Genomic DNA, 26,418 nt, shown 5'->3' with positions numbered 1-26,418 from the left:
ACCGATCTAACCAAGTGGGCGGTGATCAGGTGGTCAGGCGACGGCCTGGTCGACCCCTGAATTACGCACGGTCCGCCGATCCATCAGCCCCGAGATGAGCGCCAGCGCCAACCCGGCGACGGCCAGTACGGCGCCCAGCCGGCTCGGCCACTCGTAGCCGAATCCGGCGGCCAGCACGAGGCCGCCGAGCCAGGCGCCGAGTGCGTTCGCGATGTTGAGCGTCGAGTGGTTGAGTGAGGCGGCCAGCGACTGGCCTCCGTGCGCGACATCCATCAAGCGGGTCTGCAACGCCGGGACCAGGATGCTCGCGGAGAAGCCCATCGCGAACACCCCGATCAGCGCACCCGGCTTGGTCTGCGCCAGCCAGCCGAACGTTCCGAGGACGACGGCCACCGCGATCAGGCCGCCGTACAGGCTCGGCATCAGGGCGCGGTCGGCCAGGCGGCCGCCGACCACGGTGCCGCAGGTCATGCCCACGCCGTACGCGGCCAGCACGACGGTGACCGCGGACTCGGAGAAACCGGCCAGCTCTGTCATCGTCGGGGTGATGTAGGAGTAGGTGGCGAACATGCCGCCGAAGCCGACCATGCCGACCAGCAGGGCCATCCACACCTGCGGCCGGGCCAGCGCACTGAGCTCGCTGCGGATGTTGACGTCGCTGCCGACCGGCTGCGCCGCGACCCAGAACCAGACCGCCACCAGCGTGAGCAGTCCGAGGCCGCCGACCGCGAGGAACGGTGCCTGCCAGCCGAGCCGCTGGCCCATCAGAGTGGTGAGCGGTACGCCGATGATGTTGGCGACCGGGAGTCCGACCATCGTCATCGAGACCGCCCGGGCCCGCCGGTTGGCCGGCACCAGCGTCGTGCCGACCACCGCGCCGATCCCGAAGAACGCGCCGTGCGGCAGACCGGTCAGGAAGCGCGCGGCCATCAGGAACTCGTAGCTCGAGGCAACAGCCGAGAGCACGTTGCCGAGCACGAACACCGCCATCAGTCCCAGCAGCAACCGCTTCCGCCCGGTCCGCGCGCCGAGTGCCGCGATCACCGGTGCGCCGACCACGACCCCCAGCGCGTACGCCGAGATGACGTGACCGGCGGTCGGGATCGAGATGTGCACGCCGTCCGCGATCTGCGGCAGCAACCCCATCGTGACGAACTCGGTGGTTCCGATCGCGAAACCACCGGTCGCCAGCGCGAACAACGCCAAACCGACGTGGCGCGCGGTAGTCGTGCGAGTGTCAGGAGTCACCGAGTTTTTCACGGCTGATTGTCGCATCCAACCGCATTCCCGGACGATCGGACAACCATCGCGGCTGCTCAAACATTGGCGTGGCGGCGTCGGAGCGAGACGCTGAACTCGCAAGGGATCCCCGCAGTCGCGGAGTCCCGGCCGTCACGTCAGGAGCCGCCGTATGAAGACCATCCATCACGTACTCGACATCGATGGGCCGGTGGACTCGGTGTGGAGTGCGCTCACCGAAGGCCCGCGCCTCGCGTCGTGGTGGTCCACGCGCGTGGAGACGGCGCCGGCAGCGCTCGGCGTTCAGGCTCACTGGACGTTCAGCGGCGACTTCAACCCCATCATGCAGGTGACTGAGATCGTGCCGCGTTCCGCGGTGTCCTGGCGGTGCATCGGTGGACATGACAACTGGCAGGACAACGACTTCCGCTTCCAACTCGTTCCACTCGAGTCCGACCGCACCCGGCTGCGGTTCTGGCAGGAGTACGCAACCGAGCTCTCCGACGACGACTACGGCATCTACAACTTCAACTGGGGCTACTACCTCGAGAGCTTGCGGCTCCTGTGCACCCGCGGCCGCGGCCGACCTTACGTCCCCAGCGCCGGACCGACGTAGCACCCCGCACCATCCGAAGGAGATCCTGATGCCCATTTACCAGACCGCGCACTACGAGGTCCGGGCCGACGCCGTTGATCGTGTCAAGGCTGCGATCACCGAGTTTGTCCGCTACGTCACGGACAATGAGCCAGGCAGCCGCCTGTACGCGGCGTGGCAGGAGGTCGATGATCCGACCAAGTTCGTTCATCTGTTCATCTTCGAGGACGAGGCGGCCCATGAGGCTCACAGTCGATCTGACGCAGTCGCCGCGTTCGAGGCTGTCTACACGCCCGAGTTGACGGCCGGCCCTGTCGTCTTCACCGACTATGACCTCGTCGCAGCCACCATGAGATAGGCGCGGTTGCGCTGTGCGCACGTTGTTCGTCTGGCTGTGCGGTCTGGTTGCCTTGGCCGGGATGGCGTGGTTGAGGTCGCGAGGTGGGCGTGGGAGCATCCGGCATGGCCAACTTTGGGGACTACCAGTTGCAGATCTACCTGCAGGGGATGTTGCAGGGGATCCGGCCGGAGATCACGACCGACCTGGCCCGGCTGGAGTCGCAGGCGGCCGGGAAGCTGCCGGTGGAGGCGATGGGCTACATCGTTCCGAGCGCGGGGAGTGGCGCGACGGCACGAGCCAACCAGGTGGCGTTCGATCGGTGGCGGCTGGTGCCCCGGATGCTCCGTGGCAGCACCGAACGCGACCTGTCCTGCACCATCCTCGGTACGGCGATGCCCGCCCCGGTGGTGGTCGCACCGATCGGCGTCCAGACGCTGGCGCATCCGGACGGCGAACTCGCGACGGCCCGGGCCGCCGACACCCTCGGCCTGACCTACACGCACTCGACCCAGGCGAGTCACGCGATCGAGCAGATCGAGGCCGGCAGCAAATGGTTCCAGCTCTACTACCCGACCGACCGGGACGTCTGCCTCAGCTTCCTCCAGCGTGCCAAGGCCGGCGGGTACGGCGTACTCGTCGTCACGCTCGACACCGGAACGATCGGGTGGCGGCCGTCCGACCTGGACCGCGGGTTCCTGCCGTTCCTGAAGGGTGAAGGGCTGGCGAACTACTTCAGCGACCCGGCCTTCCAGGCGAAGCTGGTCAAGCCGGTCGCCGAGGACCCGGGTGCCGCGGTGATGCACTGGGCGCAGATGTTCCCGAACGTCGGCCTGGCCTGGGACGACCTGTCGTTCCTGCGCGACAACTGGGACGGCCCGATCGTGCTGAAGGGGATCACCGCGGTCGAGGACGCCAAGCTCGCGGCCGAGCACGGCGTGGACGGCATCGTGGTCTCGAACCACGGTGGCCGCCAGGTGGACGGCGCAGTCGCGTCGCTGGATGCGTTGCCCGCGATCGCGGATGCGGTGGGCGAGCAACTGACGGTCCTGTTCGACTCCGGCGTACGCACTGGCGCCGATGCCGCCAAGGCGCTCGCGCTCGGTGCCAAAGCGGTGCTGCTCGGACGTCCGCTGCTCTACGGCCTGGCGCTGGCCGGGCAGGCGGGTGTCGAGCATGTACTGCGATGCTTCCTGGCCGAGCTCGACCTGACGCTGGCGCTGGCCGGGTACGCGAACCATCGTGAGCTCAACCGCGACTCGGTGGTCCGGGCGTGAAGGCGGTCATCTTCGACCTGGACAACACGCTGTTCGACCACACCGCGTCGGCGACGTACGCGATCCGCACCTGGATCCCCGAGCTCGGTGGCACCCCGTCGGACGAACTGGTCGCGCAGTGGTTCGTGATCGAGGACCGCGTTTACCCCCAGTGGCTGGCCGGTGCGCTCACCCACCAGGGCCAGCGGCGCGCCCGGCTGCGGGACTTTCTGCCGCTCCTCGGCCATCCGGTCCCGCCGACCGACGCGGAGCTGGATCAGCTGTTCACGGGCTACCTGCGCCACTACCGGGGCAGCTGGACCGCGTTCCCGGACGCGCGGCCCGCGCTGGAAGTTGCCCGGAGCAACGGTTGGCGGATCGGCGTGCTGACCAACAGGAGTACGACGCAGCAGAACGCGAAGCTGGCCGCGATCGGGCTGGCCGAGCTGGTCGACGTGGTCTGTACGTCGGAGTCGCTCGGCGCCGGCAAGCCGGCGCCCGAGGCGTATCTGAAGACCTGCGAGGCCCTCGGCGCCGAGCCCGCGGACACTCTGATGATCGGCGACAACCTCGAGCTCGATGTCGTGGCGGCGCGGGCCGTGGGGCTGGCCGCGCGGCATCTCGATCGGCCGGCCGGGATCACTCTCCTGCAGTTGCTTTGACGCCGTCCACGAGCAGACGGATCAGGCGGTTGGCGCGAGCGGATGCCGGGGTAAGGGTTGTCGTGTAGCGACCATTTCAGATATCTTCTTGTCTGAAGTAGACGTTACAAGGAGGTTCGATGGAGCGCGTCACAGCGGTGGCCCGGCGGTACGTCGACGCGGGCCGGTACCCGGGGACGATCACGGTGGTCGCCCGGCGGGACGAGGTGGTCTGCTTCGACGCGTACGGGCGTTCCGACGTGGAGCGGGACCGGCCGATGCGAGCGGACACCATCTTCCGGATCTACTCGATGACCAAGCCGATCGTCAGCCTCGGCCTGATGCAGTTGTACGAGGAAGGGCTGTTCCAGCTCGACGATCCGGTGGTGAAGTTCCTGCCCGCGCTCGGTCGCCCGAAGGTGTACGACGACGATGGCTTGCGGGAGTCGGGTCGCGAGATGACGGTGCGGGATCTGTTGATGCACATGTCGGGGCTCGCGGCGTCGAACGGCAAGCATCCGGTCAGCCTGCTGTATCAGGAGGCCGGGCTGACCGGCATGGATTCGGACGCGGCGCTGTCGGAGCTCCCGGCCCGACTGGCCGGGCTGCCGCTGCAGGCGGATCCGGGGTCGCGCTGGATCTACGGGATCTCCACCGATCTGGTCGGACTGTTGTGCGAGGTGATCAGCGGGCTGCCGCTGGATCGCTATCTGCAGACCAGGATCTTCGAGCCGCTCGGAATGACGGACACCGGATTTTCGGTGCCTGAGGCAAGCATCTCCCGGTTCGCCGCGAGCTATGCGTACGACGACGGTGGGTTCAAGCTCGCTGATGATCCGCTGACGAGTGCCTACACCCGGCCGCGGTCGTTCCTGTCCGGGGTCGCCGGGCTGGTGTCGACGGCGGGGGACTACCTGCGGTTCGCCCGGATGCTGGCCGGTGGCGGTTCGCTCGACGGGGTCCGGATCATCGGGCCGCGGACGCTGCGCTTCATGACCATGAACCACTTGCCGGGCGGTCAGGATCTCGCGGCGTTCGCAGACTTCGGCGGCGAGACGAAGCGGGCGGGTCAGGGGTTCGGACTCGGCTTCGGGGTGTTGCTCGATCCGGTGGTGGCGCAGACGATCGGTACACCCGGCGAGTACTTCTGGGGTGGCGCGGCCTCGACCGCCTTTTTCGTGTCACCCGAGGATGAGCTGATCGTCATCTTCCTGACCCAGTTGCGGCCGTCTGCCAGTTATCCCGTTCGCCGTGAACTGAGAGCCGCCGTCTATGCCTCACTTGCGGACTGACGACGGCTGTCGGCTCTGGTCCGAGGTGAGCGGCGACGGCCCACCCGTCGTCCTCGTCCACGGCGGCCCCGGCTGGTGGGATGTGTTCCACGACCTCGCACTCCCTGGGTTCACTCTTCACCGCTGGGACCAGCGCGGCGCCGGCCGCTCAGACCGCCGCGGTCCCTACACCCTCGCCCGTTTCGTCGCCGACCTCGAGACAATCCGCCGCGCTACCGGCCACGAGCAGGTCGCACTCATCGGCCACTCCTGGGGAGCCGCCCTCGCCCTCCAGTACGCCGCAGCGCACCTCGACCACCTCACCCATCTGATCCTGGTCTCGAGCACCGGCCTCGACGGCACACCGCCGACGTACCGCGTCCGCGTCGCCGAGATGCTCGCGCACATCCCATCCGACGACCCCTGGATCGCCCGTATTTCAACGGGTTTCGCCGACCGCGAGACCGCCCTCGACCACGCCCGCCAACTCAACACCCCCCGCTTCGAGCCCAACCAGGAGTGCGCCGACGCCGTACTCGCCGAGCTCCGCGCACTACCCGACAGAGCAGCCGCCTGCCGGCGGATCGCCGTACCCACGCTGCTGATCCACGGCGCCGAGGACCTCCGTCCGCCGTACGTCACGGACAGCCTCCTCGAAGCGCTGCCGAACGCAGAACGGGTAGTGCTCGACGGTGTCGCGCACTACCCGTGGGTGGAAGACCCGGACGACTTTCAGAAAGTCGTCCGAGCCTTCATCAGTTGACGGTCCAGGTATCGGCGCCGGTGACCAGAGCCTGCAGATCGCCGGTGCCCTGGGCTTCCTGGGCGGTGGTGATCTGCTGGCGGACCAGGTCGTCGTACGCCGGGCGCTCGACCGAGCGGAAGACGCCGATCGGCGCGCGGTGCAGGACACCGGCGTCGGTCAGCCGGGACAGGGCGAACGCGTACGCCGGGTCCTCGGTGTGGGCGTCGTGGATGACGAGGTCCGCCTCGCCACCGGGCAGGTCCGCGACCTCGCGGACGGCCAGTGAGGCGAAACCGTCGCGGACCACGCCGAGCCGCCCGTCCTTGCCGAACCGGATCGGCTCGCCGTGCACGAGCGGGATGATCGCGTCGTCCCGGGTCTCCGGGTCCTTGAACGCCTCGAATGCGTTGTCGTTGAAGATCGGGCAGTTCTGGTAGATCTCCACGAACGACGTGCCGCGGTGTTCGGCGGCCGCCCGCAGCACCGACGTGAGGTGCTTGCGGTCGGAGTCGACCGTGCGGGCCACGAACGTCGCCTCCGCGCCGAGCGCCAGCGAGACCGGGTTGAACGGGTTGTCCACCGAGCCCATCGGCGTCGACTTCGTCACCTTGCCCGGCTCGGAGGTCGGCGAGTACTGGCCCTTGGTCAGCCCGTAGATCCGGTTGTTGAACAGCAGGATCTTCATGTTCACGTTGCGGCGCAGAGTGTGGATCAGGTGGTTGCCACCGATCGACAGCGCGTCGCCGTCACCGGTGACGACCCACACGCTGAGGTCCGGCCGCGACACCGCCAGCCCGGTCGCGATCGCCGGCGCGCGGCCGTGGATCGAGTGCATGCCGTACGTCGACAGGTAATACGGGAACCGGGACGAGCAGCCGATACCGGACACCATCGCCACGTTCTCGCGCTTGATCCCCAGCTCGGGCAGGAAGCCCTGGAAGGCCGCGAGTACGGCGTAGTCCCCGCAGCCCGGGCACCAGCGGACCTCCTGGTCCGACACGTACTCCTTGCGGTTCTGCGGCTCGGTCGCGGCCGGGACGCCCTTCAGACCTCCGGGCAGACCCGGCAGACCGAGATCGACCGTGCTCATCGTGCTCCCTCCGGGTGGTGCAGCTGGCCGTTGGACCGGCCGTTCGGCTCGGTGTGCAGCGCTTCGCCATGGGTCAGGCTGGCCGCGGCCTCGCCCAGGTGCCGGGCGTCGTCGTCGATGCCCTCGGTCTCCTCGACCAGGTTGCCGATGACCTCGGCCAGCTCGGCCGCGCCGAGCGGCATACCCCGGACCTGCGCGTACGAGACCACGTCGACCAGGTACTTCGACCGCAGCAGCATCGCCAGCTGGCCCAGGTTCATCTCCGGCACCAGGACCTTCTCGTACGACTTCAGCAGGTCGCCGAGGTTCGACGGGAACGGGTTCAGGTGCCGCAGATGGGCCTGCGCGACCTTGCCGCCGACCTTACGGACCCGGCGGACACCGGCACCGATCGGGCCGTACGTCGAACCCCACCCGAGCACCAGCACCTTCGCCGTACCGTCGGGGTCGTCGACCTCGATCGGCGGGATGGAGCGGGCGATGCCGTCCACCTTCGCCTGCCGGGTGCGGACCATCAGGTCGTGGTTGGCCGGGTCGTAGGAGATGTTGCCGGTCTTGTCCTCCTTCTCCAGACCGCCGATCCGGTGGTCCAGGCCCGCCGTACCGGGGATCGCCCAGGCACGGGCCAAGGTCTCCGGGTCGCGCAGGTAGGGGAGGTACGCCGGCTCGCCCTTGGCATCGGTCGAGTTCGGCTCGAGGGTGAAGTTCGGGTCGATCGTCGGCAGGTCCTCGATCACCGGGACCTTCCACGGCTCGGAACCGTTGGCCAGATAGCCGTCGGACAGCACGATCACCGGCGTGCGGTAGGTGACTGCGATCCGGGCCGCCTCGATCGCGATCGCGAAGCAGTCCGCGGGGGACTGGGCCGCGACGACCGGCAGCGGCGCCTCGCCGTTGCGGCCGAACATCACCTGCAGCAGGTCGGCCTGCTCGGTCTTGGTCGGCATCCCGGTCGAGGGACCGGCGCGCTGGATGTCGCAGACGACCAGCGGCAGCTCCAGCATCACGCCGAGACCGATCGTCTCGGACTTCAGGCTGATGCCCGGGCCGGACGACGTGGTCACGCCGAGCGCACCACCGAACGACGCGCCCAGGGCCGCGCCGACACCGGCGATCTCGTCCTCGGCCTGGATCGTGGTGACGTTGAACCGCTTGAGCTTGGACAGCTCGTGCAGCACGTCGGAGGCCGGGGTGATCGGGTAGGCGCCGAGCACGAGCGGCAGGCCGGCCCGCTGGGCGCCCGCCACCAGGCCGTACGCCAGCGCGAGGTTGCCGGAGATGTTCCGGTAGGTGCCAGTGGCCATGTGGGCCGGCTTCACCTCGTACCGGACCGAGAACTCCTCGGCGGTCTCACCGAAGTTGTAGCCCGCGCGGAAGGCCGCGATGTTCGCGTCCCGGATGGCCGGCTTCGACGCGAACTTGGTCTCCAGGAACGTGATCGTCGACTCGACCGGCCGCTGGAACAGCCAGGACACCAGGCCGAGGGCGTACATGTTCTTCGCCCGGGACGCGTCCTTGCGGGTCAGACCGAACTCCTTGACCGATTCCACGGTCATGCCGGTCAGGTTCAGCGGTACGACGTGGTAGCCGTCGAGCTCGCCGGTCTCCAGCGGGTTCTCGTCGTACCCGATCCGCTTCAGGTTGCGGGCGGTGAAGTCGGCGGTGTCGACGATCAGGGTGGCGCCGCGCGGGACGTCGCGCAGGTTCGCCTTGAGGGCCGCGGGGTTCATCGCGATCAGCACATCGGGCGCATCACCAGGCGTCAGGATGTCGTGGTCGGCGAAGTGGAGCTGGAACGACGACACGCCCGGCAGGGTTCCGGCTGGTGCCCGGATCTCTGCTGGGAAGTTGGGCAACGTCGACAGGTCATTGCCGAACGACGCCGTTTCCGCTGTGAACCTGTCCCCCGTGAGCTGCATCCCGTCGCCGGAGTCGCCGGCGAAGCGGATCACCACGCGGTCGAGCTGCTTGACCTCGATGGTCACTGTTCTGTTCATCTCCAAGTCGAAGCTTGGGTCGGCCTACCGCTTCGTGGGCGGCACGTCGATCCCCCCGTCCAGGGCGATAACCCCAATATTAGTTCGCCCTTAGAACAGAACCATGCGGAAGCCCCGGTGGTCCACAGCCTGGGACGCAGTGTTAGGGGACCGCATCCGTCGGGTACGGCGAAATCCTCCAGTGTCACACTGCGGAGCCGCTCGTTTGCGATCCGCAGTGAGAACCGGCAGGGTGTCGTCATCACGTTGTGATCCACCCGCTGGGAGTCTCCATGGGCCGTCGCCGTTTCCGTGTTCTCGCCGGACTGCTGACCGTCGCGGTGGTCGGCTGTGCCGCTCCGATCGCACCGGCAGGCAGCGCGCTGAGTCTCGGCAGTACGGCGTCCGCGGTGGCGCCGGCGTCGGTGACCGCCCCCGCGCGGACCGCGAAGATCTCCAGCATCCGGACGACGGACGCGACCAAGGGCGTGATCACGGTGATCGGCACGCTGTCGCCGGCGCCGAAGGCGGGCACGCGGATCCCGCTGCACCAGTGGATCCCGTCCGCTCGCCGATGGCAGGAAGTCGCGCATGGCTACTCGTCCGGCGGCAGCGTGACGATCAAGACGGTGCAGCCGGGGTCGGTCCGGACGTATCGCATCGCGATCGGGGCACAGGCGCCGTACCAGGCGGCCCTCTCGCCGATGATCGGCTTCAAGCACTACGTATGGCGCGGGATCTTCAAGAAGGGGCTGCTGGCCACGGGCGGGCAGGGGCAGCCGCAGTTCACCGTCATCCCGCCGAACGAAGGACCCCGGCGGGCCGAGGCCGATGTGCTCGCGGACAAGGGTGGTTATGTCTGGGGCGACGTGGACTCGACCGGTTGCAGCTACGTGCGGAACTGGCTGGGCAACCTGACCGACGGCACTGCGCGGGTGTCGCTGCACAACGGGGCCAAGGCGATGACCTCGGTGCTGATGAAGCAGGAGACCGAGACCTGGCTCAACTACCAGATCCTCGGCGTGACCCGGCTGCGCCTGCAGGTCGCGGACGTCCGCTCGGGCTACGGCCCGTACGTCGCGGTCGACTCGATCATGCTCTGCACCAACTAAGCTGCTGCTCGTGTCGGAGAGCTATGGCGTCGTCCTCGCGGTGGTCGCGCTCGGCCTGGTCGGGCTGATCGGCGCCTTCGCGCTGAACAAGGCGCTCACCGTCACCTATCCGACCGAGGGCAAACTCAAGACCTACGAGTCGGGCGTCGACCCGGTCGGCGAGGGCTGGGCGCAGGTCCACATCCGCTACTACCTCTTCGCCTACCTCTACGTGATCTTCGCCGTCGACGCCGTGTACCTCTTTCCCTGGGCCACCATCTTCGTCACCCTCGGCTTCGCCACCCTGATCGAGATGTTCGTCTTCATCGCCTTCGTCGCGGTCGGCCTCCTCTACGCCTACCGCAAGGGCGTCCTCCGCTGGACCTGACCGCGAGCGAGGCTGCGCCCGCTCGGTCATCCGTGTCGGGGATGCCGGCCGATCATTTGAGTGGTTGACCCCTCGGCCGGTGGGTTGCCCCCTCAGATTCTCAGGGGGCAACCCACCGTCTCAGGGGTCAACCACTCACGTGGGGCGCACCCTCCGGTCGATCCGCGGGCGGGTGCGGTGCAGCTCGACAGGAGGTCTCCTGTGGTCGAGGCGGTTTCCCGGGGTGTTGAGGCGTGATGTGGGCCGCTGTGGGCATATACGTCCTGTCGAGCTGCACCTCGATCCCGGGGACTGGGCTAATCCCGGGCGAGGGCTGCGGCGATGGCCCAGTCCTGGGGCCCTACGCCTACGGACTTGAAGACTGTGCGGCCGGTTGGGACCGGCGGGTTGGCGAGGGCTGGGCCTAGCTCGACCAGGTCTGTGGTTTGCAAGGCGCCTGACGTGACCGCGTCGATGATCTCGCCGGACTCTTCCAGGGCTGCTTCGCGTTGGTCGACCAGGACTGTGGACGCGGTGGCGAGGAGGTCGCGGGGGAGTTCGCGCATGGTAGGCCGGAAGGCGCCGATCGCGTTGACGTGGACGCGGTCGGGGAGGGCGTCGGCGGTGAAGAGTGGGGTGGCTGAGGACGTGGCACAGCAGACGATGTCGGTGTCCGCGATCGCGTCGTCGATGCTCGTGCTCGGGGTGAACTTGACGTCCGGGAACTCGTCGGCCAGCTCCTGGCTGAGGGCGGCGGCACGGTCGGCCGACCGTCCGGTGACGGTGACGACGGCGATCCGTCGTACGGCGAGAACCGCGCGGACCTGGTCGGGCGCCTGAGCGCCCGTGCCGATCAGCGTGAGGCGGGTCGCGTCCGCGGGTGCGAGGAGGTCGGTGGCGACACCGACGACGGCGCCGGTCCGCAAGGTCGTGATCGAGACGCCGTCAGCGACGAGCTGCTCACCGGCGCCGGTCCAGATCACGGTCGCCCGGATCGCCGGCACCTGGTCGAGTGCGATGCCGATCTTCTTCACCACCGCGGTCCCGGTCGGCGTGTGGTACGCCGACATCACCAGCACCCTCCCGTCACCAAAGATCTGCCGTGCCGGCAACACGAAGTTCCCCGCCGCGAGCTCCCGGAACGCGTCCCGTACGGCGTCGATCGCCGTACTCATCGAGACGGTACGACGGACATCCTCTGCGGACAGAACTCTCATCGGCCCGAGGCTACCCTGGGTCGCGCCACGGGGATCGATGAACGACCACTCGAGGAGTGACATCGTGCAGAGCTGGCTCGACGAGAATCTCGCCCGGTTGATCGACAAGCATGGCGTCCCGGCCGCCTCGATCGCCGTCCTGGCCGACGGCGAGGTGAGTGCGACGGCCGCGGGGATCCTGAACCTGAACACCGGCGTCGAGGCGACCACCGACGCGATCTTCCAGGTCGGCTCGATCACCAAGTTGTGGACGACCACGCTGATCATGCAATTGGTTGCCGAGGGCAAGATTGAGCTGGACCGGCCGGTCCGGGGCTACCTGCCGGAGTTCAAACTCGCGGACGAGGCGGCGGCCGCGTCGATCACGCCGCGGCACCTGCTGACGCACACGGCGGGCTTCTCGGGCGACGCGTTCACGCCGACGTCCCGCGGTGACGACGCTGTCGAGCTGTTCGTCCGCGACGTGCTGCCCGGCCTGGCCCAGGAGGTTCCGCCAGGTGCCGGATTCTCCTACAACAACTCGGGCTTCGTCGTCCTCGGGCGGATCGCCGAGGTGCTGCGCGGGAAGCCGTTTCACGAGCTGGTCCGCGAACACATCGGCGTACCTCTGGAGTTGCAGTGCCTGGCCACGATCCCGGACGAGGCATTGCTTTACCGTGCCGCGGTCGGACATGTCAGGCCGACTCCGGATGCGCCGCTGCAGGCCGCGCCGGTGTGGAGTCTCGTCCATGCGATGGCCCCGGCCGGTTCACTGCTGGCGATGAGCGCTCGCGACCTGATCACGTTCGGCCGTGCCTATCTGGATGCGACGCTGCTCGACCGGGCCGCCATCGATCGCCTGTGGGAACCGCAGGTCGACGTGCCGCCGACCGGCGAGATGGCCGATCAGTGGGGTCTCGGCTGGATGATCTTCACGCTCGACGGCGGACCGGTCTACGGTCACGACGGCGGCACCATCGGCCAGTCCGCGTTCTTCCGTCTCGTCCCGGACAAGGGCGTGGCCGTCGCGCTGCTCACCAATGGCGGCAGTACCGCGGCGCTGTACGACGAACTGGTCGGGCACATCTTGCGGGAGACCGCGGGGATCGAGTTGCCGGCCCGGCCGGTGCCGCCCACCGAGCCGGTCGAGATCTCGGCCGACCTCGTGACCGGTCGGTATGACGGCGTCCTGGCCAGGGCTACCGTCAGCGTCGAGGACGGTGAGTTCTGGCTGCTGGACGAGGCTGTCAGCGACGCGGCGAAGGTACTGCTACCGGAACCCCGGCGGACCCGGCTCGTGCCATTGGACGAATCACGGTTGATCACTGCCGAACCCGGGAATGGAGTACATGAAGTGCTGGCGTTCAGGGAACCAAAGGATGGTCGCGCGGCGTATCTGTTTCGCGGCGGCCGCCTCACGCCGCGTGGTGACTGAAGGTAGTTGCGTCGCTCTCCCGGACTTGTTGCCCGATCACCCTTTGTGATTGCAATTGGCAACAAACGTGAGTTTGAATCGCCCGGGATAACGGAATGCGCACAGCCGGTCGCCAAGCGGTCAGTCCGGGTCTATGGTGATTACACGGGGGAACGAAGTGAGTACGGGGCGGTGAGGCTATGTCGTGGCAACTGTGGGTGTTGATCGCACTCGCGGCGACCGGTTTGGTACTGCTGGCCGTCGCGCGAATGCGGCACGCTCGCCACGTCTTCGATGACATCACTCGGCTCGACGGGTCGACGCACGGCAGTCAGCCCGGCGCGGGGAGACCACCCGGCCTCGCCGGCTTGACCGGTCTTGCGGGCCGGCCTGGGTTCGCCGGCCGGATCGCGCTGGCCGGCCGGAATGGGTTGCCCGGCGACGAGCTGGCGCAGGCCCGGGCCCGTCGGCTCGATCCTGGCGATGAACAGGCTCACGGCACGCGCCGGAAGCACGGCTAGACAGACTCAAGATCGCCCGGTCCCCACCCGGGTTCCGCCCAGAGCCGCTCATGTTCGGTGGCCCGCACAGCGCCGAACGTGAGCGGCCCGAGGCCAACCAGCCCGGCCGTTGACGCGGCCGGGCAGGCTGCCTACTGGTCCTTGTCGAGAAGGCCGTCGCGGCGGGCGACCGCCGCGGCTTCGGTGCGGGAGCGGACGCCGAGCTTGGCGAGGATGTTGGAGACGTGCACGCTGACCGTCTTCTCGCTGATGTACAGCTCCCGGGCCAACTGCCGGTTGGTCCGCCCCTCGGCAAGCAGCGCGAGTACTTCGGTCTCCCGCGACGTCAGCGCACCCGCGCCACCGGTGTCGACGCCACCGATCTCGTCCAGCAACGGCTTGGCGCCCAGTTCACGCCCGACCTCGGCGGCCAGCGCCGCCTGCTCGTTCGCCTCCGCGACCCGCCCGGCCGCGCGCAACGCGGCCGACAACCGCACCCGCGACCACGCCTGCTCGAAGGTGTACCCGTACCCGAAGGCGTCCACGGTCCGCTCCCACGCGGAGACATGGTCCGCAGGCGTCGGCGCATCGACCCCGGCCAGCCACCGCAGTCGCTCCCACTCCGACTCGAGCCGCGCGAGCCAGGCCAGCCCTTCGACGCCCATCAGCCGCCCCGGCGGCAGACCCTTCTCCGCTGTCGTCTGTCCATCGGCGAGCAACGCGGCACCGCGCGAGACGAGCTCCGCGGCAGACGATGGCTCGCCGACGGCCCGATGGCACAGGATCTGCATGCCGAGCGCGGCGAACCGGATCCGCGCCAGGAACCATTCCGCCTGGAAGACGTCGGCACACAGCGCGGAGACGTCCGCGATGAGCTTTCCCGCTTCGGCCGGGTGACCCAGCTGCAGGTAGGCGTCCACGGCCGGCTGCAGCCCGATGATCGGCAGCATCACGTCGAGGTCCCACCACTTGCGCAGCCGCTCGAGCTCCTCCGCGACCGCCGTGTCGCCGCGCCCACTCCGGACGGCGAACTCGACCGCTCGCAGCGCCGCCGTCGAGGCCGCAGGTGTCATCGAGTCGGTCCGAGCGGTCGCGGTCGCCTCGTCCCATTCCCCGAGCATGAACTGGGTCAGCGCCAGCATCCGGCGCGCGTCGAATCCGTACACGGCCCATTGCCGCCCGAGCTCACCGGCTCGCTTCATCGCGAACGACAGCACGGACTTCGCGTTGAGCAGATCCCCCTGCTCGTAATGCGTCGACCCGAGCAGGAACCGGCTCCGCACCTCGGCGGCCGGGTCCCCGACGAGTTGCGCCCGGATCGCGGCCTCCTCCAACTGCTTGGCGGCGGTCTCCGGATCACCGGCCCGGCGGCGTAGCTGGGCGAGTGTGATGCCGGCGTCGCCGGCCGCGGACTCCTGTCCGGCCTCCCGGGCGATCTCCAGCGCCTTGTGGGCCCAGCGCTCGGCCTCCATCGGCCGGCCCAGCGCGTCGGACACCCGTGCGTACAGCGAGGCGACCTGGGCTTTGAAGACGGTGGACGGCTCGTCGTGCACCAGCTTGAGCGCCTGCGAAACCGCCTCGTTGGCCTCCTGGTCCTGGTCGATGATCAACGCGATGTCCGCGAGCGGCAGCAACAGCTGGGCTCGTTGCAGCTTCGGCGCGTCCGGGGGCAGGTCCGCGAGCGCCTTCCGGAGCAGCTTGAGCGCCCGCAGGTGCTGCGAGGACAGCGTGGCCGCCAGCGCGGTGTCGACGATCAGCCAGGTCTTGTCGATGGTGTTGTCCGGCGAGGCGTTCGGGAACAGCTCGAGGGCCATCTCGTAGTGCTTCAGCCCCTCCTGCGGGGCGGCGACGGAGATGGCTTCCTGGCCGGCCCGCACCCGCGCCTCGAACGCGGTCGCCAGGTCGTGCGACCGGGTGGCGTGACCGGCCAGCTCAGCCGCCGTACCCGCGACGGTCTGGTCTTTCAGCGCCTGCACGTACGCCGCGTGCTGGCGGACCCGCTCGCCCGGCAGGAGGTCGTCGTACACGGCCTCGGCCAGCAGGGCGTGGCGGAAGTAGTAGCGGTCGCTGGTCGGCACGTCGATGATGTGAGCGTCGATCAGCTCCCGCAGAGCGTCGTCGAGCTGGCGGTCGGGCAGGTCGGCGACGGCGGTGAGCAGATCGTGCGGGACGCGCCGGCCCGCGACCGCGATCACTTTTGCGAGTTGCCGGGCGTCGTCGGACAGCGGATCGAGCCGGACCAGCAGCAGATCGGCCAGATCCGGCGGTACGCAGTCGCCGTCGCCCATCGAGGCCGCGGCGGCCAGCTCCTCGGTGAAGAACGCGTTCCCACCGGCGCGGTCGAGGATGCGCCGTACTTCGGTCTCCGAGAGCGGCTCGCTGAGCAGCGAGTTCAGCAGGACGCGGGACTCGTCGGCGTCCAGGGGGAGCAGGTTGACCCGGCGCACCCGGGGGTTGCGGGACCACTCGGCGATCGGGCGGCGCAACGGGTGCCGGCGGTGCAGGTCGTCGCTGCGGTACGAGACCACGAGGGTCAGGCGCTGCGAGGTGAGCCGGGTGATCAGGAAACCGATCAGGTCCCGGGTCGAGTCGTCGGCCCAGTGGGCGTCCTCGATGATCACCAGGAGCGGCTCGCTGGTGGACAGCGCGGTGAACGCGCCGAGGACGGCGTCGAACAGCGCGGCCCGGTCGAGCTGGCCCTCCTGCGGCTCCCGCTGAGCGCCGATCAGGCGGTGGGTGGGCAGCAGCCGCCCGATCGCCGGGAAGTTGGTCAGCACGCTCTCGACCAGGTCCGGCCGGTCGCCGGCCAGGCGGCCGAACATCTCGGTGAACGGCAGGTACGGCAAGCCGGCGTCGCCGAAGTCGGTGCAGTGCCCGACCAGGACGCCGAAGCCTCGCTCGTGAGCGCCGGTCGCCACCTCGTCCAGCAGCCGGGTCTTGCCGACGCCGGCGTCACCGGACAGCAGAACGGCGCCGGCGCGACGCGTTCTGGCGTCGTCCACGGCGCTCAGCAGTGCGGCGAGCTCGGTCGAGCGGCCGACGAGAGGTGTCGAAGTCCAGGGCACGTCGTCCATTTTCGCCCCTGGCGCCGACACAAATCGACGGCATCCCGTCCGGTGAGCCTTCGCGGACGTGAAAACGCCGTCCCTGATCGCAACTTCCGGATCAGGGACGGCGGTCCCGGCGGTCATGCCGCCGTGGTGTATCGGTCGGCCGGGCGGGCGAGCCCCGGCTCAGGCCGCTCGGCCTGCGCCGCGCGTGCCCGGCGGCTCGTCGTGCGGAACTGGCGCTTGGTCCGCTCGAGCTTGTAGGCGGTCTCCGCCTTGATCGACTGGGGTGTCATGAACATGGTGTGCCTCCCTTCAGGCTTTCCGGCCGAACAGGTGGACGAGGTTCCGGCGGGTCCGGGTGGTCCGGTGCTGCCGGTAGTCACGGGCGAGGCGCTGCCTGCGGTAGTCGACCTCTGCCTTGACCGATTCGTTGGTGAACATCTGCTGTTCCTCCTGGTCTCTCGCCGGCTTCCTGCTGACACCCTCAATCTGCTCGTCTGAGGTAGCCCCGCACATCGGAACTCCTCCCTATCCCCGGACCTCAGCCGCCCTTAGGTGCCCTAGGTACTGCGTAAGTGGTGTCTAGGGAGCCTGGAAATGAGGGCGGCGCGACCGGCTCGGGGGAGCCGGTCGCGCCGCGGGGTGGGGGGTCTGCGGGGGCGCTCGCGCGGTCACATCGCGGGACGTGCGCGGAGCTCGGGCGCGCAGGGCACGGGGATCTGCGGCTTGGGCTTGCGCTGGAACCAGGCCGGGCGCTGGAAATCGCGCCGGATACGGTCCTGCCGGTAGCGGATCTCTGCCTGGAGTGAGTCGGTCGAGTGGAAGAACATGCTGATCTCCTCCGGGAGCTTGTCGATGAGAAGACAGTGCGCGCCTGAGGAGGACCCCCACATCGGCACTTATCCCTATGCCCCCGGCAACAACCGCCTTAGACCGCCTGCGGGCCACCCCAAGCCCCACTCCGCGCGGCTCCCACCCCACCCGACGGTCCTTCCGGGCTACCGCCTCAGCACTTGCGAGCTGCCACCCCACGACGACCGCCTCGTAGTGAGGTGTGCCGTGCATGGGCGACCTCACTCATCAACGGCTTTCCTGTCGTTTCCGTGGGTGCCCGGGACCAACCCAACCCAGCGGACACCACTGCGCCAGCCCCGGTCGCCGGTCGCCGCCACCCGGCCGCCCGACAGCCCCGCCCGACAGCCCCCGACAGCCCCGCCCGACAGCCCCGCCCGGCTGCCCCGCCCGGCAGCCCCGCCCGGCTGTCCGACAGTCCCGCCTGGCTGCCCCCGCCCGGCTGCCTGGCTGCCCCGGCCGGGCTGGCTTGGTCGGTCACTTTGTGCACCAGATCCGTACGGCGCCGGCCCTCCGGGTACGGATCTGGTGCACAAAGTCGATCTCTGCTGTGGCCGAAACCGGTTCGGCCAGGGTCCGGGCTCGATGCCGCGGTGCTGGCACACTCACAGTGAGGATGATGGGTGTGGTCCCCTGCAGTGGTCGTCCTGACTCGACCACTCACTGACTTCGGGTCTTGAATTGGATATGTCGGTCGACCGCTGCGGGGGTCACGTGCACTCACCGGACGAGGGTCTGTGACTTCATAGGAGCCTGTGCCAGCAGGCACCCATCACTGTCTTGTCCGCTCGCCTCGGCTGGTGCGTGCCGCCCTCATCCCTAGCCAGTGGAAGGACGGCAGTACCACGATGCCACGAGCAGGCGCCCAACCTCAGCTCGAGATCACCGGTGGTGTCGACACCCACCGGGATACTCACACCGCGGCCGCGGTCGATCAGACCGGCCGGATGCTCGGCCATGCCACGTTTCCCACCACCCGGGCCGGCTATGCCGCGCTGCTGGCCTGGCTGCAGTCGTTCGGACTGCTGGTCCTGGCCGGAGTGGAGGGCACGGGCGCCTACGGGGCCGGCCTCACGACCTACCTGAGCGAACAAGGCATCACGGTCGTCGAGATCGATCGGCCGAACCGCAAGACCCGCCGCCGGGCCGGCAAATCCGACCCGATCGACGCCGAGGCCGCCGCCCGCGCCGCCCTGGGCAAAGTACGCACCGGAACCCCCAAATCCCGCGACAGCCAGGTCGAGGCGCTGCGGAACCTGCGAGTCGCCCGCACCAGCGCCGTCGACCAACGTGCCGGCTGCATGCGCCAGATCAAAGCCTTGATCGTGACCGCACCCCACGCCCTGCGCGACCAGCTGCGCGGTCTCACCACCGCCCGCCTGATCCACACCTGCCACAACCTAAGGCCCGATTCCACCCAGATCGGCACCCCGGAACAAGCCGTCAAAACGGCGCTGCGTTCACTGGCACGCCGCTACACAACCGCCCAAGAAGAGATCGCCGAACTCGACACACTCATCACCACCCTGATCGAAACGATCAACCCCGCCCTTCTCCAGCTCACCGGAGTCGGCCCCGACACCGCCGGCCAACTCCTGGTCACCGCCGGCCACAACCCCGAACGGATCCACTCCGAAGGCGCCTTCGCGATGCTCTGCGGCGCCGCACCCATCCCCGCGTCCTCAGGTCAAACACAGCGCCACCGCCTCAACCGCGGCGGCGACCGCCAAGCCAACAAAGCCCTCTACATGATCGTCATCAACCGACTCCGCTGGGACCCCCGCACCCACACCTACCTCGCGAAACGCACCGCCGACGGCCTCTCCAAGAAAGACACCATCCGCTGCCTCAAACGACTCATCGCCCGCGAGATCTACTACACCCTCCGCCAAACACAGCCCACACCAAACCAGCAACCGGCCACCGCTTGACATCTATAGGAGCATCCAAGCAACGCGGTCCTGCCCCGGTCACGCCCCGATCCGGGCCGGCGGTGAGCTGACGGTTCGGGTTGGTGAGTGTCTCAGGTCCGCACCCGCACCGATCCCCGCAACAGCGGCGTCGACACCGCCAAGATCGGGCAGCCACCGAGACGCCACAACGCCCGGACAACCCCTCGGCTCGGAGGGTTCTCCCCTCGGACGCCCGCAAACGACCCGGCGCGCGTTCGGATATCGGCTCCACCGTCCAAGGCGCGTTGGGCGGGCGGGGGCGCGGCCATCAGGTCGGGGCTTGGGACAACTCATGCCCTGTCCCAGGTCCCGACACCGGGTCCCAGCTCCCTACTCCGGCTCGAAATCCCCGCCCGCCGCCGCCCGCGCCCGCCGCCGTCGTCCGCCGCCCGCGCCCGCCCGCCACCCGCCGCCCGCGCCCGCCCGCCGCCCGCCGCCGTCCGCCGTCCACCGCCCGCCGCCGTCCGCCGTCCACCGCCGATCGCCGGCGTCGGGCTGGTGGTGGTTGTCGTTCCGCCTGGGTGTGCATCAGTCGAGCGTCGCGGCGGCGGCTCGGTGCTTGATCGGTGGACAACGCCAGGCGGGCCCGAGACCCACGGAAAAGACAGGACGGCCTCATGAACGAGTAGGGGGCACCACGAGGCGGTCGATCGCGGGCGGTAGCCCGCATGGTGCCCGCGGCAGCCGGCGAGGGTGCACCGGCGATAAGCCGGGGGCGGGTGGGAGCGCGCGTAGCTGCCGCGAAGAGGAGCGGAGCGACCAGAGGTGGCTGCGCAGTACGCGGGGGCTAGGTGCCGTAGGAGAGGCTTAGTTCGTAGTGTTCGGGGTCCAGGAGTTCGTCGGCGTACTCGGCGAAGCGGTCGTCGGCGGTCCAGCTGGTGCGGGTGGTGTGCAGGAACCAGGCTCCCTCCGGACGGCGGAGGAGTTCGGCTTCACCGGGGCTCAGTGGGCGGCCACGGAGACGTTGCTCACAGTGGTCGAGGTAGAGCCCGGCGCGGTTCAGGGTGGTGCTGATCGAGCCGTTGTCCAGGCCGCGTCCGGGCAGGTCGCGCAGCGCGTCCAGCGCCGGGATCCGGCTGCGTTCGAGCGAGATCGCCGTACCGTCGGTGAGTTGCCGGACCCGCTCGATCACGATCACGTCGGGGGACTCGAGTCCGGCCCGGTCGGCCAGGTCGGGATCCTGCGCGAGCGCGATCCGCACGGTCCGCATCCGGGTCTCCACGCCCTGCTCGGACAGTGCATGGGTCCAGCCGAGCCGCCCGTCCAGCGGCCGCCCGTCGAACAACACGAACGACCCCTTGCCGGTGCGCGTCGTGATCAGGTCGTCCTCGGCCAGTACGGCGAGCGCGGCCCGGACCGTGTTCCGGCTGACCGAGAACCGCCGTGCCAGCTCGACCTCCCCGGGCAGTTGGGCACCACGCCGTACGACGCCCGACCGGATCTCCCGGGCCAGCACCGCCGCCACCCGCTCGTGCTTCAACGAGATCCGGCGCATCATCGCAACTGGTCGACGCTGACGATCTCCAGCATCGGTGCGTACAGCCGCATGATGTCGATCGCCTTGCGATGGTTGTCGTCGGTGGATCCGGCGCACGCCTCTTCGACCACTTGCACGTGGACGCCGGCGTCGACCGCGGCCAGGGCGGTGCTGATCACGCAGCAGTCCGTGGCCACGCCACCCAGGACCAGCCGCCCGTCCGACCGGGCCGCCAGCTCGGGACCCCAGGCGCTGAACGTGGTCTTGTCCAGCGTCGGAGCGCCCTTGAACTCGTCGACGAGCTGGTAGTCGTCCGCGTCCGGCGGCTGCAGGGCGAACGGGAACGCTTCGTAGTACGGCACCCAGGCACCGGCCGGTTTCTCCGGGGCCACGAAGCGGGTGAAGACGACGTGCGGTGCGAAGAGCTCGATCAGCGCCTTGGTCGGCTCGATCACCCGGTCGAAGTCCGGCGTGGCCCAGCCGGAGTCCGGGTCGGCGAAGATCCGCTGCAGGTCGATGAGCGCGAGGACCATCAGGCGATCGTCTCCTGCTGACGTACGGCGGCCGCGCCGGCGAACCGCTGCACGACGAAGCCGGCCACCAGCGCGACCAGGACACCGAGGTTGGCGAAGGCCCAGTCGCCGGTCTTGCCGCCGAGACCGAACGGGCCGAGCAGGTAGCCCTGCCAGGTCAGCCAGGACGCGAAGGTGTTCGTGACCAGACCCCAACCGATGCCGGTGGCAACGATCATGGTGAGCACCGGCAGCCACCGGATGTCGCCGTACCGGCCGATGGGGGTGTAGAGGTCGTCGTCGGTGTAGTCGCGGCGGCGGGTCGCGATGTCGGCGAGCATGATGCCGCACCAGGCCGCGATCGGGACGCCGAGCGTGATCAGGAAGCCCTGGAACTGGGCGAGGAACTCACCGCCGTAGAACACCACGTAGATGGTCCCGGCGATCATCACCAGGCCGTCGATGAAGGCGGCGACGTACCGCGGCACCGGCAGGCCGAGCGACAGCAGAGCCAGGCCGGACGAGTAGATGTCCAGCACCGCGCCGCCGACCAGGCCCAGCACCGCGACGATCACGAACGGCACCAGGAACCAGGTCGGCAGGGCCTCCGCCAGCGCGCCGATCGGGTCGGCTGCGATCGCTTTGCTCAGGTCCTCCGACGAGCCCGCGAGCAGCAGACCGAAGACGAGCAGTACGACGGGGGCCACCGCGCCACCGAACGTCGTCCAGCCGACCACGCCGGCGCTCGACGACCGGCGCGGAAGATACCGGGAGTAGTCCGCGGCCGCGTTCACCCAGCCGAGTCCGAAGCCCGTCATCAGGAAGACCAACGCGCCGATGACCTGCTGTGCCGATCCGCTCGGCAGCGCCGACACGGTGCTCCAGTGGATCTGGTCGGCGACCAGGATGATGTAGACGACCGTGAGTACGCCGGTGACCACGGTGATCACGGTCTGCGCCCGCATGATCAGGTCGAACCCGAGCACGCCGCAGGCCACGATCAGTACGCCGACCACGATCAGCGCGACCAGCTTCGTCAGGTCGCCGCCGCCCCAGCCGAGGCGCTCGAAGACGGTGGCGGTCGCCAGCGTCGCGAGGATCGTCAGCACGGTCTCCCAGCCGACGGTCAGCAACCACGAGACCAGCGAAGGCAGTTTGTTGCCGCGGACACCGAACGCCGCCCGGCTGAGCACCATGGTCGGCGCCGAGCCGCGCTTGCCGGCCAGCGCGATCAGCCCGCAGAGCAGGAACGAGAAGACGATCCCGATCAGCCCGGCGATCACCGCCTGCCAGAACGAGATCCCGAACGCGAGCGTGAACGCGCCGTAGCTGATGCCGAGCACGGAGACATTCGCCGCGAACCACGGCCAGAACAGCTGCGCCGGCCGGCCCTTCCGTTCGGCCTCCGCGATCACGTTGAGCCCGTTGCTCTCCACGGAGAGCGCGCGGGTCTCCTGCACCTCGAGCCGGTCAGCCATGGTGTCTCCCCACCGGAATGGACCTGTTCAGTCCTGTTCAATCACGGTAAGCCCGGTCCCTCGGGTGGTCAAGAATGAAGACATGCTGAGCAACGTGGTGGACGGATTCCGGCTGGCGTACGACCGGATCGGCGACGGTCCTGCGGTGGTTCTGCTGCACGGGTGGCCCGGTGACCGCACCGACTATCGGGTGCTGGCGCCGATCCTGGCCGAGCGCGGCTTCGAGGTGGTGATCCCGGATCTGCGCGGATTCGGCTCGTCGGACAGTCAGTCGCTGGATCCTGCGCAGTACGGCGTGGCCGCGCAGGGTCGGAGCGTGGTCGGGCTGGTCGAGGAGCTCGGACTGGACCGTCCGGTGCTCGCCGGGTACGACGTCGGCAGCCGGATCGCGCAGGGGATCGCCCGGAGCCGGCCCGACCTGATCGAGGGCCTCGTGGTCGCGCCGCCGTTGCCGGGGATCGGGAAGCGGGTGTTCTCCGAGCACGCCCAGGCGGAGTTCTGGTACCAGGCCTTTCACCGGCTGCTGGTGATCGAGGAACTGATCGACGGCAACCCGGATGCGGTCCGTTCCTATCTGGGACACTTCTGGACCCACTGGTCCGGGCCGGGGTTCGAGCCGGAGCTGGATCACCTGGTCGAGGTCTACTCGGCGCCGGGCGCGTTCACGGCGTCGATCCAGTGGTACCGGGCGGGTGCGGGGTCGGTCGCGATGTCGGCGGCCGAGACGGCGCCGGCGTCGTACGACCGGATCGCGGCACCGACGGTGGTGCTGTGCCCGGAGTTCGACCCGCTGTTCCCGCGGGCGTGGTCGGACCGGCTGGACGACTTCTTCAGCGATGTCCGGCTGCGGTTCGTCGACGGGGCCGGACATTACGCGCCGCTGGAGTACCCGGAGATCCTCGCGGAGGAGATTGTCGGACTAGGCTGACCATATGTCCGAGACCGAGCTGGGGATGCCGACGGTGCGGCCGGCAGTCGGTGCGCTGGCGAAGCTCGCGCCCGAGCCGGTTCGGTACCTGCTGAACTGGGGCCGCAAGTACTCGCTCTGGGTGTTCAACTTCGGCCTGGCCTGTTGCGCGATCGAGTTCATCGCGGCGTCGATGGGCCGGCACGACTTCATCCGGCTGGGCGTGATCCCGTTCGCGCCCGGGCCGCGGCAGGCCGACCTGATGGTGGTGTCGGGCACCGTGACGGACAAGATGGCGCCCGCGATCAAGCGGCTCTACGACCAGATGCCGGAGCCGAAGTACGTGATCTCGTTCGGCTCCTGCTCGAACTCGGGCGGCCCGTACTGGGACTCGTACTGCGTGACCAAGGGCGTCGACCAGATCATCCCGGTCGACGTGTACGTGCCCGGCTGCCCGCCGCGGCCGGAGGCGTTGCTGCAGGGGATCCTCAAGCTGCAGGAGAAGATCGCCGGCGAGAACATGACGAGCCGGTACGACGAACCGTCCGCCGCGGCGCTGACCCGCGGCCTGGTGACGCCTTGAGCCACGACGCTCTGGATGCGCTGACCAGCGCCGGGATCGCCGCGACTGCTGCGGACAGCTTCGGGCCGGTGACGATCGACGTACCCGCGGCGTCCTGGGTGGCGGCGCACGAGGTGTTGCGGGACGCGGTCGGGTTCACGTTCTTCGACTTCCTGAGTGCTGCGGACGAGCTGACCGACGGGTTCCGGGTGGTGTCGCATCTCGCGGACTTCTGGGGCGGCTCGCATGTCGAGCATGTGCTGGTCCGTACGCTGATCCCGCGCGACAAGCCCGTGCTGGCGACGCTCTCGGAGGTGTACGCCGGTGCGAACTGGCACGAGCGCGAGACCTTCGAGATGTTCGGCGTCACCTTCGAGGGCCACCCCAACCTGATCCCGCTGCTGCTCCCCGACGGCTTCGAGGGCAACCCGCTCCGCAAGGAGTTCATCCTCGCCTCCCGCGTCGCCAAACCCTGGCCCGGCGCCAAGGAACCCGGCGAATCCGACCACGCTCCCGCCGGCGCCCCCAGCCGCCGCCGCACCCTCCCACCCGGCGTCCCCGACCCCGAAACCTGGGGACCCCGACCACCCGGCTCCCCCGACCCGGACCCCTTGGCGCCGGCTCAGGCAGCCGCCACCCCGGCCCGACCACGCCGAGCCGGAGCAGAACGCCGTACCCGCCAACAGGCGGACCCACCACCTCAGGAGTGAGGTGGGGTGAAGTAGAAGACTTCCTCGCGGGTGATTCGGCCGGAGTCGACCGTGCAGAGGGAGAGTTTGGTGGTGCGGCTGCGGGTGCCGGTGCGGACGTTGAGTTGGTCGAAGGTGAAGCGGATGGCGAAGCGGTCGTCGAGGACGAGAGGGCCGAGGAGCTGGACGCCCAGGTACTCGATGTCGGCGTTGAGGCGGCGGGTGTTCTCGAGGATGGCTTCCGCGCCTTTGAGCTCGATCTCTTCGCCGCCGGTCTCGAGGGGAGCTACGCGGACGACCTCGGGAGCCGACAGGGCCAGGGCCGCGTCGACCCGGCCGGTGGAGAGGGCGTTGACGTAGCGGTCGGCGACCTCGGTGGTGGAGAGGATGCGGAACTCGTCGGCGTGTTCGTCGGCCCAGGTGGCGAAGGTCAGCGCTGGGCGGCCGGTGAGTTGGGTGACGGTGGTGGTGACGGGCTCGGGGTTGTCTACGAGGGTGGACCAGTAGGTGACGGCGCTGTTGGCGATGGCGGCGGGGGTGCCTTGGTCGAGCATGGCCTGGCGCGCCTCGTCGCCGGTGAGCCCTTCGATGCGCATCGTCTTGCCGACGGCGCGTGCGATGGTCTCGACCTGTTCGGCCTGGGTCAGGACCTCTGGGCCGGTGAGCTCGTAGGTCTTGCCGATGTGGTGGTCGTCCAGCAGCGTGAGTACGGCGACCGCCGCGATGTCTCGCTCGTGGATCAACGACCGACCGGCCTCCGGGTAGGGCAGCCGAATGACGTCGCTGGTGCGGAACTCCGGCGCCCAAGCCTGCGCGTTCACGGCGAAACCGCCGGGTCGCACGAACGTCCAGTCCTTGCCCGCGTCCCGCAGCAACTGCTCGACCTCGCCCCACACGCCGCCGTCCGAGGCGTTGAGCGAGGACAGGTACACCACTCGCCGCGGCAACTGGCCGACCACGGCCTTCGCGCCGGACGCGTCGAACGACGGCCACAGCAGGAACGCCGCATCCACGTCGGCCGCAGCCCGTCGTACGGCGTCCTCGTCGTAGAGGTCACCGCGGACGAGTTCGACGTCCGGCGGTAGCCCGGCGAGGTCCGGCGTACGGACGAGGGCCCGGACGGTCGCGCCCGCCGCGCGCAGGCCCGCGACCACGTGGCGGCCGACGCGCCCGGTGGCTCCGGTGACAAGAACTGTGGTCATCTGAGTCTCCTTCAACTGG

Annotated in this window: 26 protein-coding genes; 14 read left to right on the top strand and 12 right to left on the bottom strand. The window is 69.1% G+C overall.

The window, feature by feature from the left end; all coding sequences use genetic code 11:
* Positions 1-33 precede the first annotated feature (33 nt).
* Positions 34-1,248 (bottom strand): MFS transporter, encoded by a 1,215-nt coding sequence (locus OG555_RS08720; RefSeq protein ID WP_329482298.1) that lies wholly within the window; start codon positions 1,246-1,248, stop codon positions 34-36.
* 163 nt (positions 1,249-1,411) lie between these two features.
* Here OG555_RS08720 and OG555_RS08715 point away from each other — a divergent pair, with 163 nt between their 5' ends.
* The 6 genes from OG555_RS08715 to OG555_RS08690 all read left to right on the top strand — a co-directional run bounded on the left by OG555_RS08715 (position 1,412) and on the right by OG555_RS08690 (position 6,102).
* Positions 1,412-1,855 (top strand): SRPBCC domain-containing protein, encoded by a 444-nt coding sequence (locus OG555_RS08715; protein ID WP_329482297.1) that lies wholly within the window; start codon positions 1,412-1,414, stop codon positions 1,853-1,855.
* A 28-nt stretch (positions 1,856-1,883) separates the two neighbouring features.
* On the top strand, positions 1,884-2,192 hold the full coding sequence (locus OG555_RS08710; RefSeq protein ID WP_329482295.1) for a putative quinol monooxygenase: 309 nt from the start codon (positions 1,884-1,886) through the stop codon (positions 2,190-2,192).
* Positions 2,193-2,296: 104 nt separating this feature from the next.
* A complete protein-coding gene (locus OG555_RS08705) occupies positions 2,297-3,448 on the top strand; it encodes an alpha-hydroxy-acid oxidizing protein (protein WP_329482294.1) in 1,152 nt (383 codons plus the stop codon).
* Positions 3,445-4,089 (top strand): HAD family hydrolase, encoded by a 645-nt coding sequence (locus OG555_RS08700; RefSeq protein WP_329482293.1) that lies wholly within the window; start codon positions 3,445-3,447, stop codon positions 4,087-4,089. The genes OG555_RS08705 and OG555_RS08700 overlap by 4 nt, the downstream gene beginning before the upstream one ends.
* Before the next feature lie 119 nt (positions 4,090-4,208).
* On the top strand, positions 4,209-5,360 hold the full coding sequence (locus OG555_RS08695; protein WP_329482292.1) for a serine hydrolase domain-containing protein: 1,152 nt from the start codon (positions 4,209-4,211) through the stop codon (positions 5,358-5,360).
* Complete coding sequence (locus OG555_RS08690) at positions 5,341-6,102, top strand: alpha/beta fold hydrolase (RefSeq protein WP_329482291.1); 762 nt, start codon at positions 5,341-5,343, stop codon at positions 6,100-6,102. Before OG555_RS08695 ends, OG555_RS08690 begins: the two co-directional genes overlap by 20 nt.
* On the opposite strand, the gene OG555_RS08685 is transcribed toward OG555_RS08690, so the two are convergent.
* Together OG555_RS08685 and OG555_RS08680 are read right to left on the bottom strand one after the other, a co-directional pair.
* Positions 6,095-7,174, bottom strand: a complete 1,080-nt coding sequence (locus OG555_RS08685; RefSeq protein WP_329482290.1) for a 2-oxoacid:ferredoxin oxidoreductase subunit beta — start codon at positions 7,172-7,174, stop codon at positions 6,095-6,097. The two genes, OG555_RS08690 and OG555_RS08685, sit on opposite strands and share 8 nt — an antisense overlap.
* A complete protein-coding gene (locus tag OG555_RS08680; protein ID WP_329482289.1) occupies positions 7,171-9,171 on the bottom strand; it encodes a 2-oxoacid:acceptor oxidoreductase subunit alpha in 2,001 nt (666 codons plus the stop codon). Before OG555_RS08680 ends, OG555_RS08685 begins: the two co-directional genes overlap by 4 nt.
* A 272-nt stretch (positions 9,172-9,443) precedes the next feature.
* Here OG555_RS08680 and OG555_RS08675 point away from each other — a divergent pair, with 272 nt between their 5' ends.
* Both OG555_RS08675 and OG555_RS08670 read left to right on the top strand, forming a co-directional pair.
* Positions 9,444-10,262, top strand: coding sequence for a hypothetical protein (locus OG555_RS08675; protein ID WP_329482288.1), 819 nt, complete (start codon positions 9,444-9,446; stop codon positions 10,260-10,262).
* Between the two features lie 10 nt (positions 10,263-10,272).
* On the top strand, positions 10,273-10,629 hold the full coding sequence (locus OG555_RS08670; RefSeq protein WP_329482287.1) for an NADH-quinone oxidoreductase subunit A: 357 nt from the start codon (positions 10,273-10,275) through the stop codon (positions 10,627-10,629).
* Positions 10,630-10,925: 296 nt separating this feature from the next.
* Here the strand turns inward: OG555_RS08670 and OG555_RS08665 are convergent, their stop codons facing one another.
* On the bottom strand, positions 10,926-11,825 hold the full coding sequence (locus tag OG555_RS08665; RefSeq protein ID WP_329482286.1) for an ornithine cyclodeaminase family protein: 900 nt from the start codon (positions 11,823-11,825) through the stop codon (positions 10,926-10,928).
* Between the two features lie 64 nt (positions 11,826-11,889).
* On the opposite strand from OG555_RS08665, the gene OG555_RS08660 reads away from it, so the two are divergent.
* Entirely contained in the window at positions 11,890-13,239 is a 1,350-nt protein-coding gene (locus OG555_RS08660; RefSeq protein WP_329482285.1) for a serine hydrolase domain-containing protein, read from the top strand.
* A gap of 179 nt (positions 13,240-13,418) precedes the next feature.
* Positions 13,419-13,739 (top strand): hypothetical protein, encoded by a 321-nt coding sequence (locus tag OG555_RS08655; RefSeq protein WP_329482284.1) that lies wholly within the window; start codon positions 13,419-13,421, stop codon positions 13,737-13,739.
* A 131-nt stretch (positions 13,740-13,870) separates the two neighbouring features.
* On the opposite strand, the gene OG555_RS08650 is transcribed toward OG555_RS08655, so the two are convergent.
* The 4 genes from OG555_RS08650 to OG555_RS08635 form a co-directional block, all read right to left on the bottom strand.
* Positions 13,871-16,792: a helix-turn-helix transcriptional regulator gene (locus OG555_RS08650; protein WP_329482283.1), complete on the bottom strand. Its 2,922-nt coding sequence runs from the start codon at positions 16,790-16,792 to the stop codon at positions 13,871-13,873.
* Positions 16,793-16,905: 113 nt separating this feature from the next.
* Complete coding sequence (locus tag OG555_RS08645; protein ID WP_329482282.1) at positions 16,906-17,067, bottom strand: hypothetical protein; 162 nt, start codon at positions 17,065-17,067, stop codon at positions 16,906-16,908.
* Between the two features lie 13 nt (positions 17,068-17,080).
* Positions 17,081-17,209, bottom strand: a complete 129-nt coding sequence (locus OG555_RS08640; RefSeq protein ID WP_329482281.1) for a hypothetical protein — start codon at positions 17,207-17,209, stop codon at positions 17,081-17,083.
* Positions 17,210-17,439: 230 nt separating this feature from the next.
* The gene (locus tag OG555_RS08635) at positions 17,440-17,598 is read right to left on the bottom strand and encodes a hypothetical protein (protein WP_329482280.1); all 159 of its coding nucleotides are present in this window, start codon (positions 17,596-17,598) and stop codon (positions 17,440-17,442) included.
* A gap of 870 nt (positions 17,599-18,468) precedes the next feature.
* Here OG555_RS08635 and OG555_RS08630 point away from each other — a divergent pair.
* Positions 18,469-19,551, top strand: a complete 1,083-nt coding sequence (locus OG555_RS08630; RefSeq protein ID WP_329476941.1) for an IS110 family transposase — start codon at positions 18,469-18,471, stop codon at positions 19,549-19,551.
* An 808-nt stretch (positions 19,552-20,359) separates the two neighbouring features.
* Here the strand turns inward: OG555_RS08630 and OG555_RS08625 are convergent.
* Genes OG555_RS08625 through OG555_RS08615 form a run of 3 tightly spaced genes read right to left on the bottom strand, consistent with a single transcriptional unit; the run spans position 20,360 to position 23,039 of the window.
* Positions 20,360-21,070 (bottom strand): GntR family transcriptional regulator, encoded by a 711-nt coding sequence (locus OG555_RS08625; RefSeq protein WP_329482279.1) that lies wholly within the window; start codon positions 21,068-21,070, stop codon positions 20,360-20,362.
* Positions 21,067-21,582 (bottom strand): cysteine hydrolase family protein, encoded by a 516-nt coding sequence (locus OG555_RS08620; RefSeq protein ID WP_329482278.1) that lies wholly within the window; start codon positions 21,580-21,582, stop codon positions 21,067-21,069. The genes OG555_RS08625 and OG555_RS08620 overlap by 4 nt, the downstream gene beginning before the upstream one ends.
* On the bottom strand, positions 21,582-23,039 hold the full coding sequence (locus OG555_RS08615; RefSeq protein WP_329482277.1) for a purine-cytosine permease family protein: 1,458 nt from the start codon (positions 23,037-23,039) through the stop codon (positions 21,582-21,584). Before OG555_RS08615 ends, OG555_RS08620 begins: the two co-directional genes overlap by 1 nt.
* Before the next feature lie 82 nt (positions 23,040-23,121).
* On the opposite strand from OG555_RS08615, the gene OG555_RS08610 reads away from it, so the two are divergent.
* From OG555_RS08610 to OG555_RS08600, 3 genes are read left to right on the top strand one after another with little or no spacing between them, the layout of a single operon-like run.
* The gene (locus OG555_RS08610) at positions 23,122-23,967 is read left to right on the top strand and encodes an alpha/beta fold hydrolase (protein WP_329482276.1); all 846 of its coding nucleotides are present in this window, start codon (positions 23,122-23,124) and stop codon (positions 23,965-23,967) included.
* Positions 23,968-23,971: 4 nt separating this feature from the next.
* Positions 23,972-24,529, top strand: coding sequence for an NADH-quinone oxidoreductase subunit B (locus tag OG555_RS08605; RefSeq protein ID WP_329482275.1), 558 nt, complete (start codon positions 23,972-23,974; stop codon positions 24,527-24,529).
* Positions 24,526-25,218 carry an NADH-quinone oxidoreductase subunit C gene (locus OG555_RS08600; protein ID WP_329482274.1) on the top strand — a complete coding sequence of 231 codons (693 nt, stop codon included), beginning with the start codon at positions 24,526-24,528 and terminating at the stop codon, positions 25,216-25,218. The genes OG555_RS08605 and OG555_RS08600 overlap by 4 nt, the downstream gene beginning before the upstream one ends.
* Here the strand turns inward: OG555_RS08600 and OG555_RS08595 are convergent.
* On the bottom strand, positions 25,209-26,399 hold the full coding sequence (locus OG555_RS08595) for an NmrA family NAD(P)-binding protein (protein ID WP_329482273.1): 1,191 nt from the start codon (positions 26,397-26,399) through the stop codon (positions 25,209-25,211). The genes OG555_RS08600 and OG555_RS08595 overlap by 10 nt on opposite strands.
* Positions 26,400-26,418: the final 19 nt, after the last annotated feature.

Source organism: Kribbella sp. NBC_01484 (genome assembly GCF_036227145.1).
Lineage (GTDB): Bacteria > Actinomycetota > Actinomycetes > Propionibacteriales > Kribbellaceae > Kribbella.
Note: the sequence above shows the minus strand (reverse complement) of the source record. Positions and strands in the feature narration are given on the sequence as shown.

What these genes read in the sequence shown, in the direction of transcription:
- OG555_RS08715 (WP_329482297.1), top strand. Translation starts at nt 1,412, where the DNA reads ATGAAGACCATCCATCACGTACTCGACATCGATGGGCCGGTGGACTCG.
- OG555_RS08710 (WP_329482295.1), top strand. Translation starts at nt 1,884, where the DNA reads ATGCCCATTTACCAGACCGCGCACTACGAGGTCCGGGCCGACGCCGTT.
- OG555_RS08705 (WP_329482294.1), top strand. Translation starts at nt 2,297, where the DNA reads ATGGCCAACTTTGGGGACTACCAGTTGCAGATCTACCTGCAGGGGATG.
- OG555_RS08695 (WP_329482292.1), top strand. Translation starts at nt 4,209, where the DNA reads ATGGAGCGCGTCACAGCGGTGGCCCGGCGGTACGTCGACGCGGGCCGG.
- OG555_RS08690 (WP_329482291.1), top strand. Translation starts at nt 5,341, where the DNA reads ATGCCTCACTTGCGGACTGACGACGGCTGTCGGCTCTGGTCCGAGGTG.
- OG555_RS08685 (WP_329482290.1), bottom strand. Translation starts at nt 7,174, where the DNA reads ATGAGCACGGTCGATCTCGGTCTGCCGGGTCTGCCCGGAGGTCTGAAG.
- OG555_RS08680 (WP_329482289.1), bottom strand. Translation starts at nt 9,171, where the DNA reads ATGAACAGAACAGTGACCATCGAGGTCAAGCAGCTCGACCGCGTGGTG.
- OG555_RS08675 (WP_329482288.1), top strand. Translation starts at nt 9,444, where the DNA reads ATGGGCCGTCGCCGTTTCCGTGTTCTCGCCGGACTGCTGACCGTCGCG.
- OG555_RS08665 (WP_329482286.1), bottom strand. Translation starts at nt 11,825, where the DNA reads ATGAGAGTTCTGTCCGCAGAGGATGTCCGTCGTACCGTCTCGATGAGT.
- OG555_RS08655 (WP_329482284.1), top strand. Translation starts at nt 13,419, where the DNA reads ATGTCGTGGCAACTGTGGGTGTTGATCGCACTCGCGGCGACCGGTTTG.
- OG555_RS08650 (WP_329482283.1), bottom strand. Translation starts at nt 16,792, where the DNA reads ATGGACGACGTGCCCTGGACTTCGACACCTCTCGTCGGCCGCTCGACC.
- OG555_RS08645 (WP_329482282.1), bottom strand. Translation starts at nt 17,067, where the DNA reads ATGTTCATGACACCCCAGTCGATCAAGGCGGAGACCGCCTACAAGCTC.
- OG555_RS08640 (WP_329482281.1), bottom strand. Translation starts at nt 17,209, where the DNA reads ATGTTCACCAACGAATCGGTCAAGGCAGAGGTCGACTACCGCAGGCAG.
- OG555_RS08635 (WP_329482280.1), bottom strand. Translation starts at nt 17,598, where the DNA reads ATGTTCTTCCACTCGACCGACTCACTCCAGGCAGAGATCCGCTACCGG.
- OG555_RS08630 (WP_329476941.1), top strand. Translation starts at nt 18,469, where the DNA reads ATGCCACGAGCAGGCGCCCAACCTCAGCTCGAGATCACCGGTGGTGTC.
- OG555_RS08625 (WP_329482279.1), bottom strand. Translation starts at nt 21,070, where the DNA reads ATGATGCGCCGGATCTCGTTGAAGCACGAGCGGGTGGCGGCGGTGCTG.
- OG555_RS08620 (WP_329482278.1), bottom strand. Translation starts at nt 21,582, where the DNA reads ATGGTCCTCGCGCTCATCGACCTGCAGCGGATCTTCGCCGACCCGGAC.
- OG555_RS08615 (WP_329482277.1), bottom strand. Translation starts at nt 23,039, where the DNA reads ATGGCTGACCGGCTCGAGGTGCAGGAGACCCGCGCGCTCTCCGTGGAG.
- OG555_RS08610 (WP_329482276.1), top strand. Translation starts at nt 23,122, where the DNA reads ATGCTGAGCAACGTGGTGGACGGATTCCGGCTGGCGTACGACCGGATC.
- OG555_RS08605 (WP_329482275.1), top strand. Translation starts at nt 23,972, where the DNA reads ATGTCCGAGACCGAGCTGGGGATGCCGACGGTGCGGCCGGCAGTCGGT.
- OG555_RS08595 (WP_329482273.1), bottom strand. Translation starts at nt 26,399, where the DNA reads ATGACCACAGTTCTTGTCACCGGAGCCACCGGGCGCGTCGGCCGCCAC.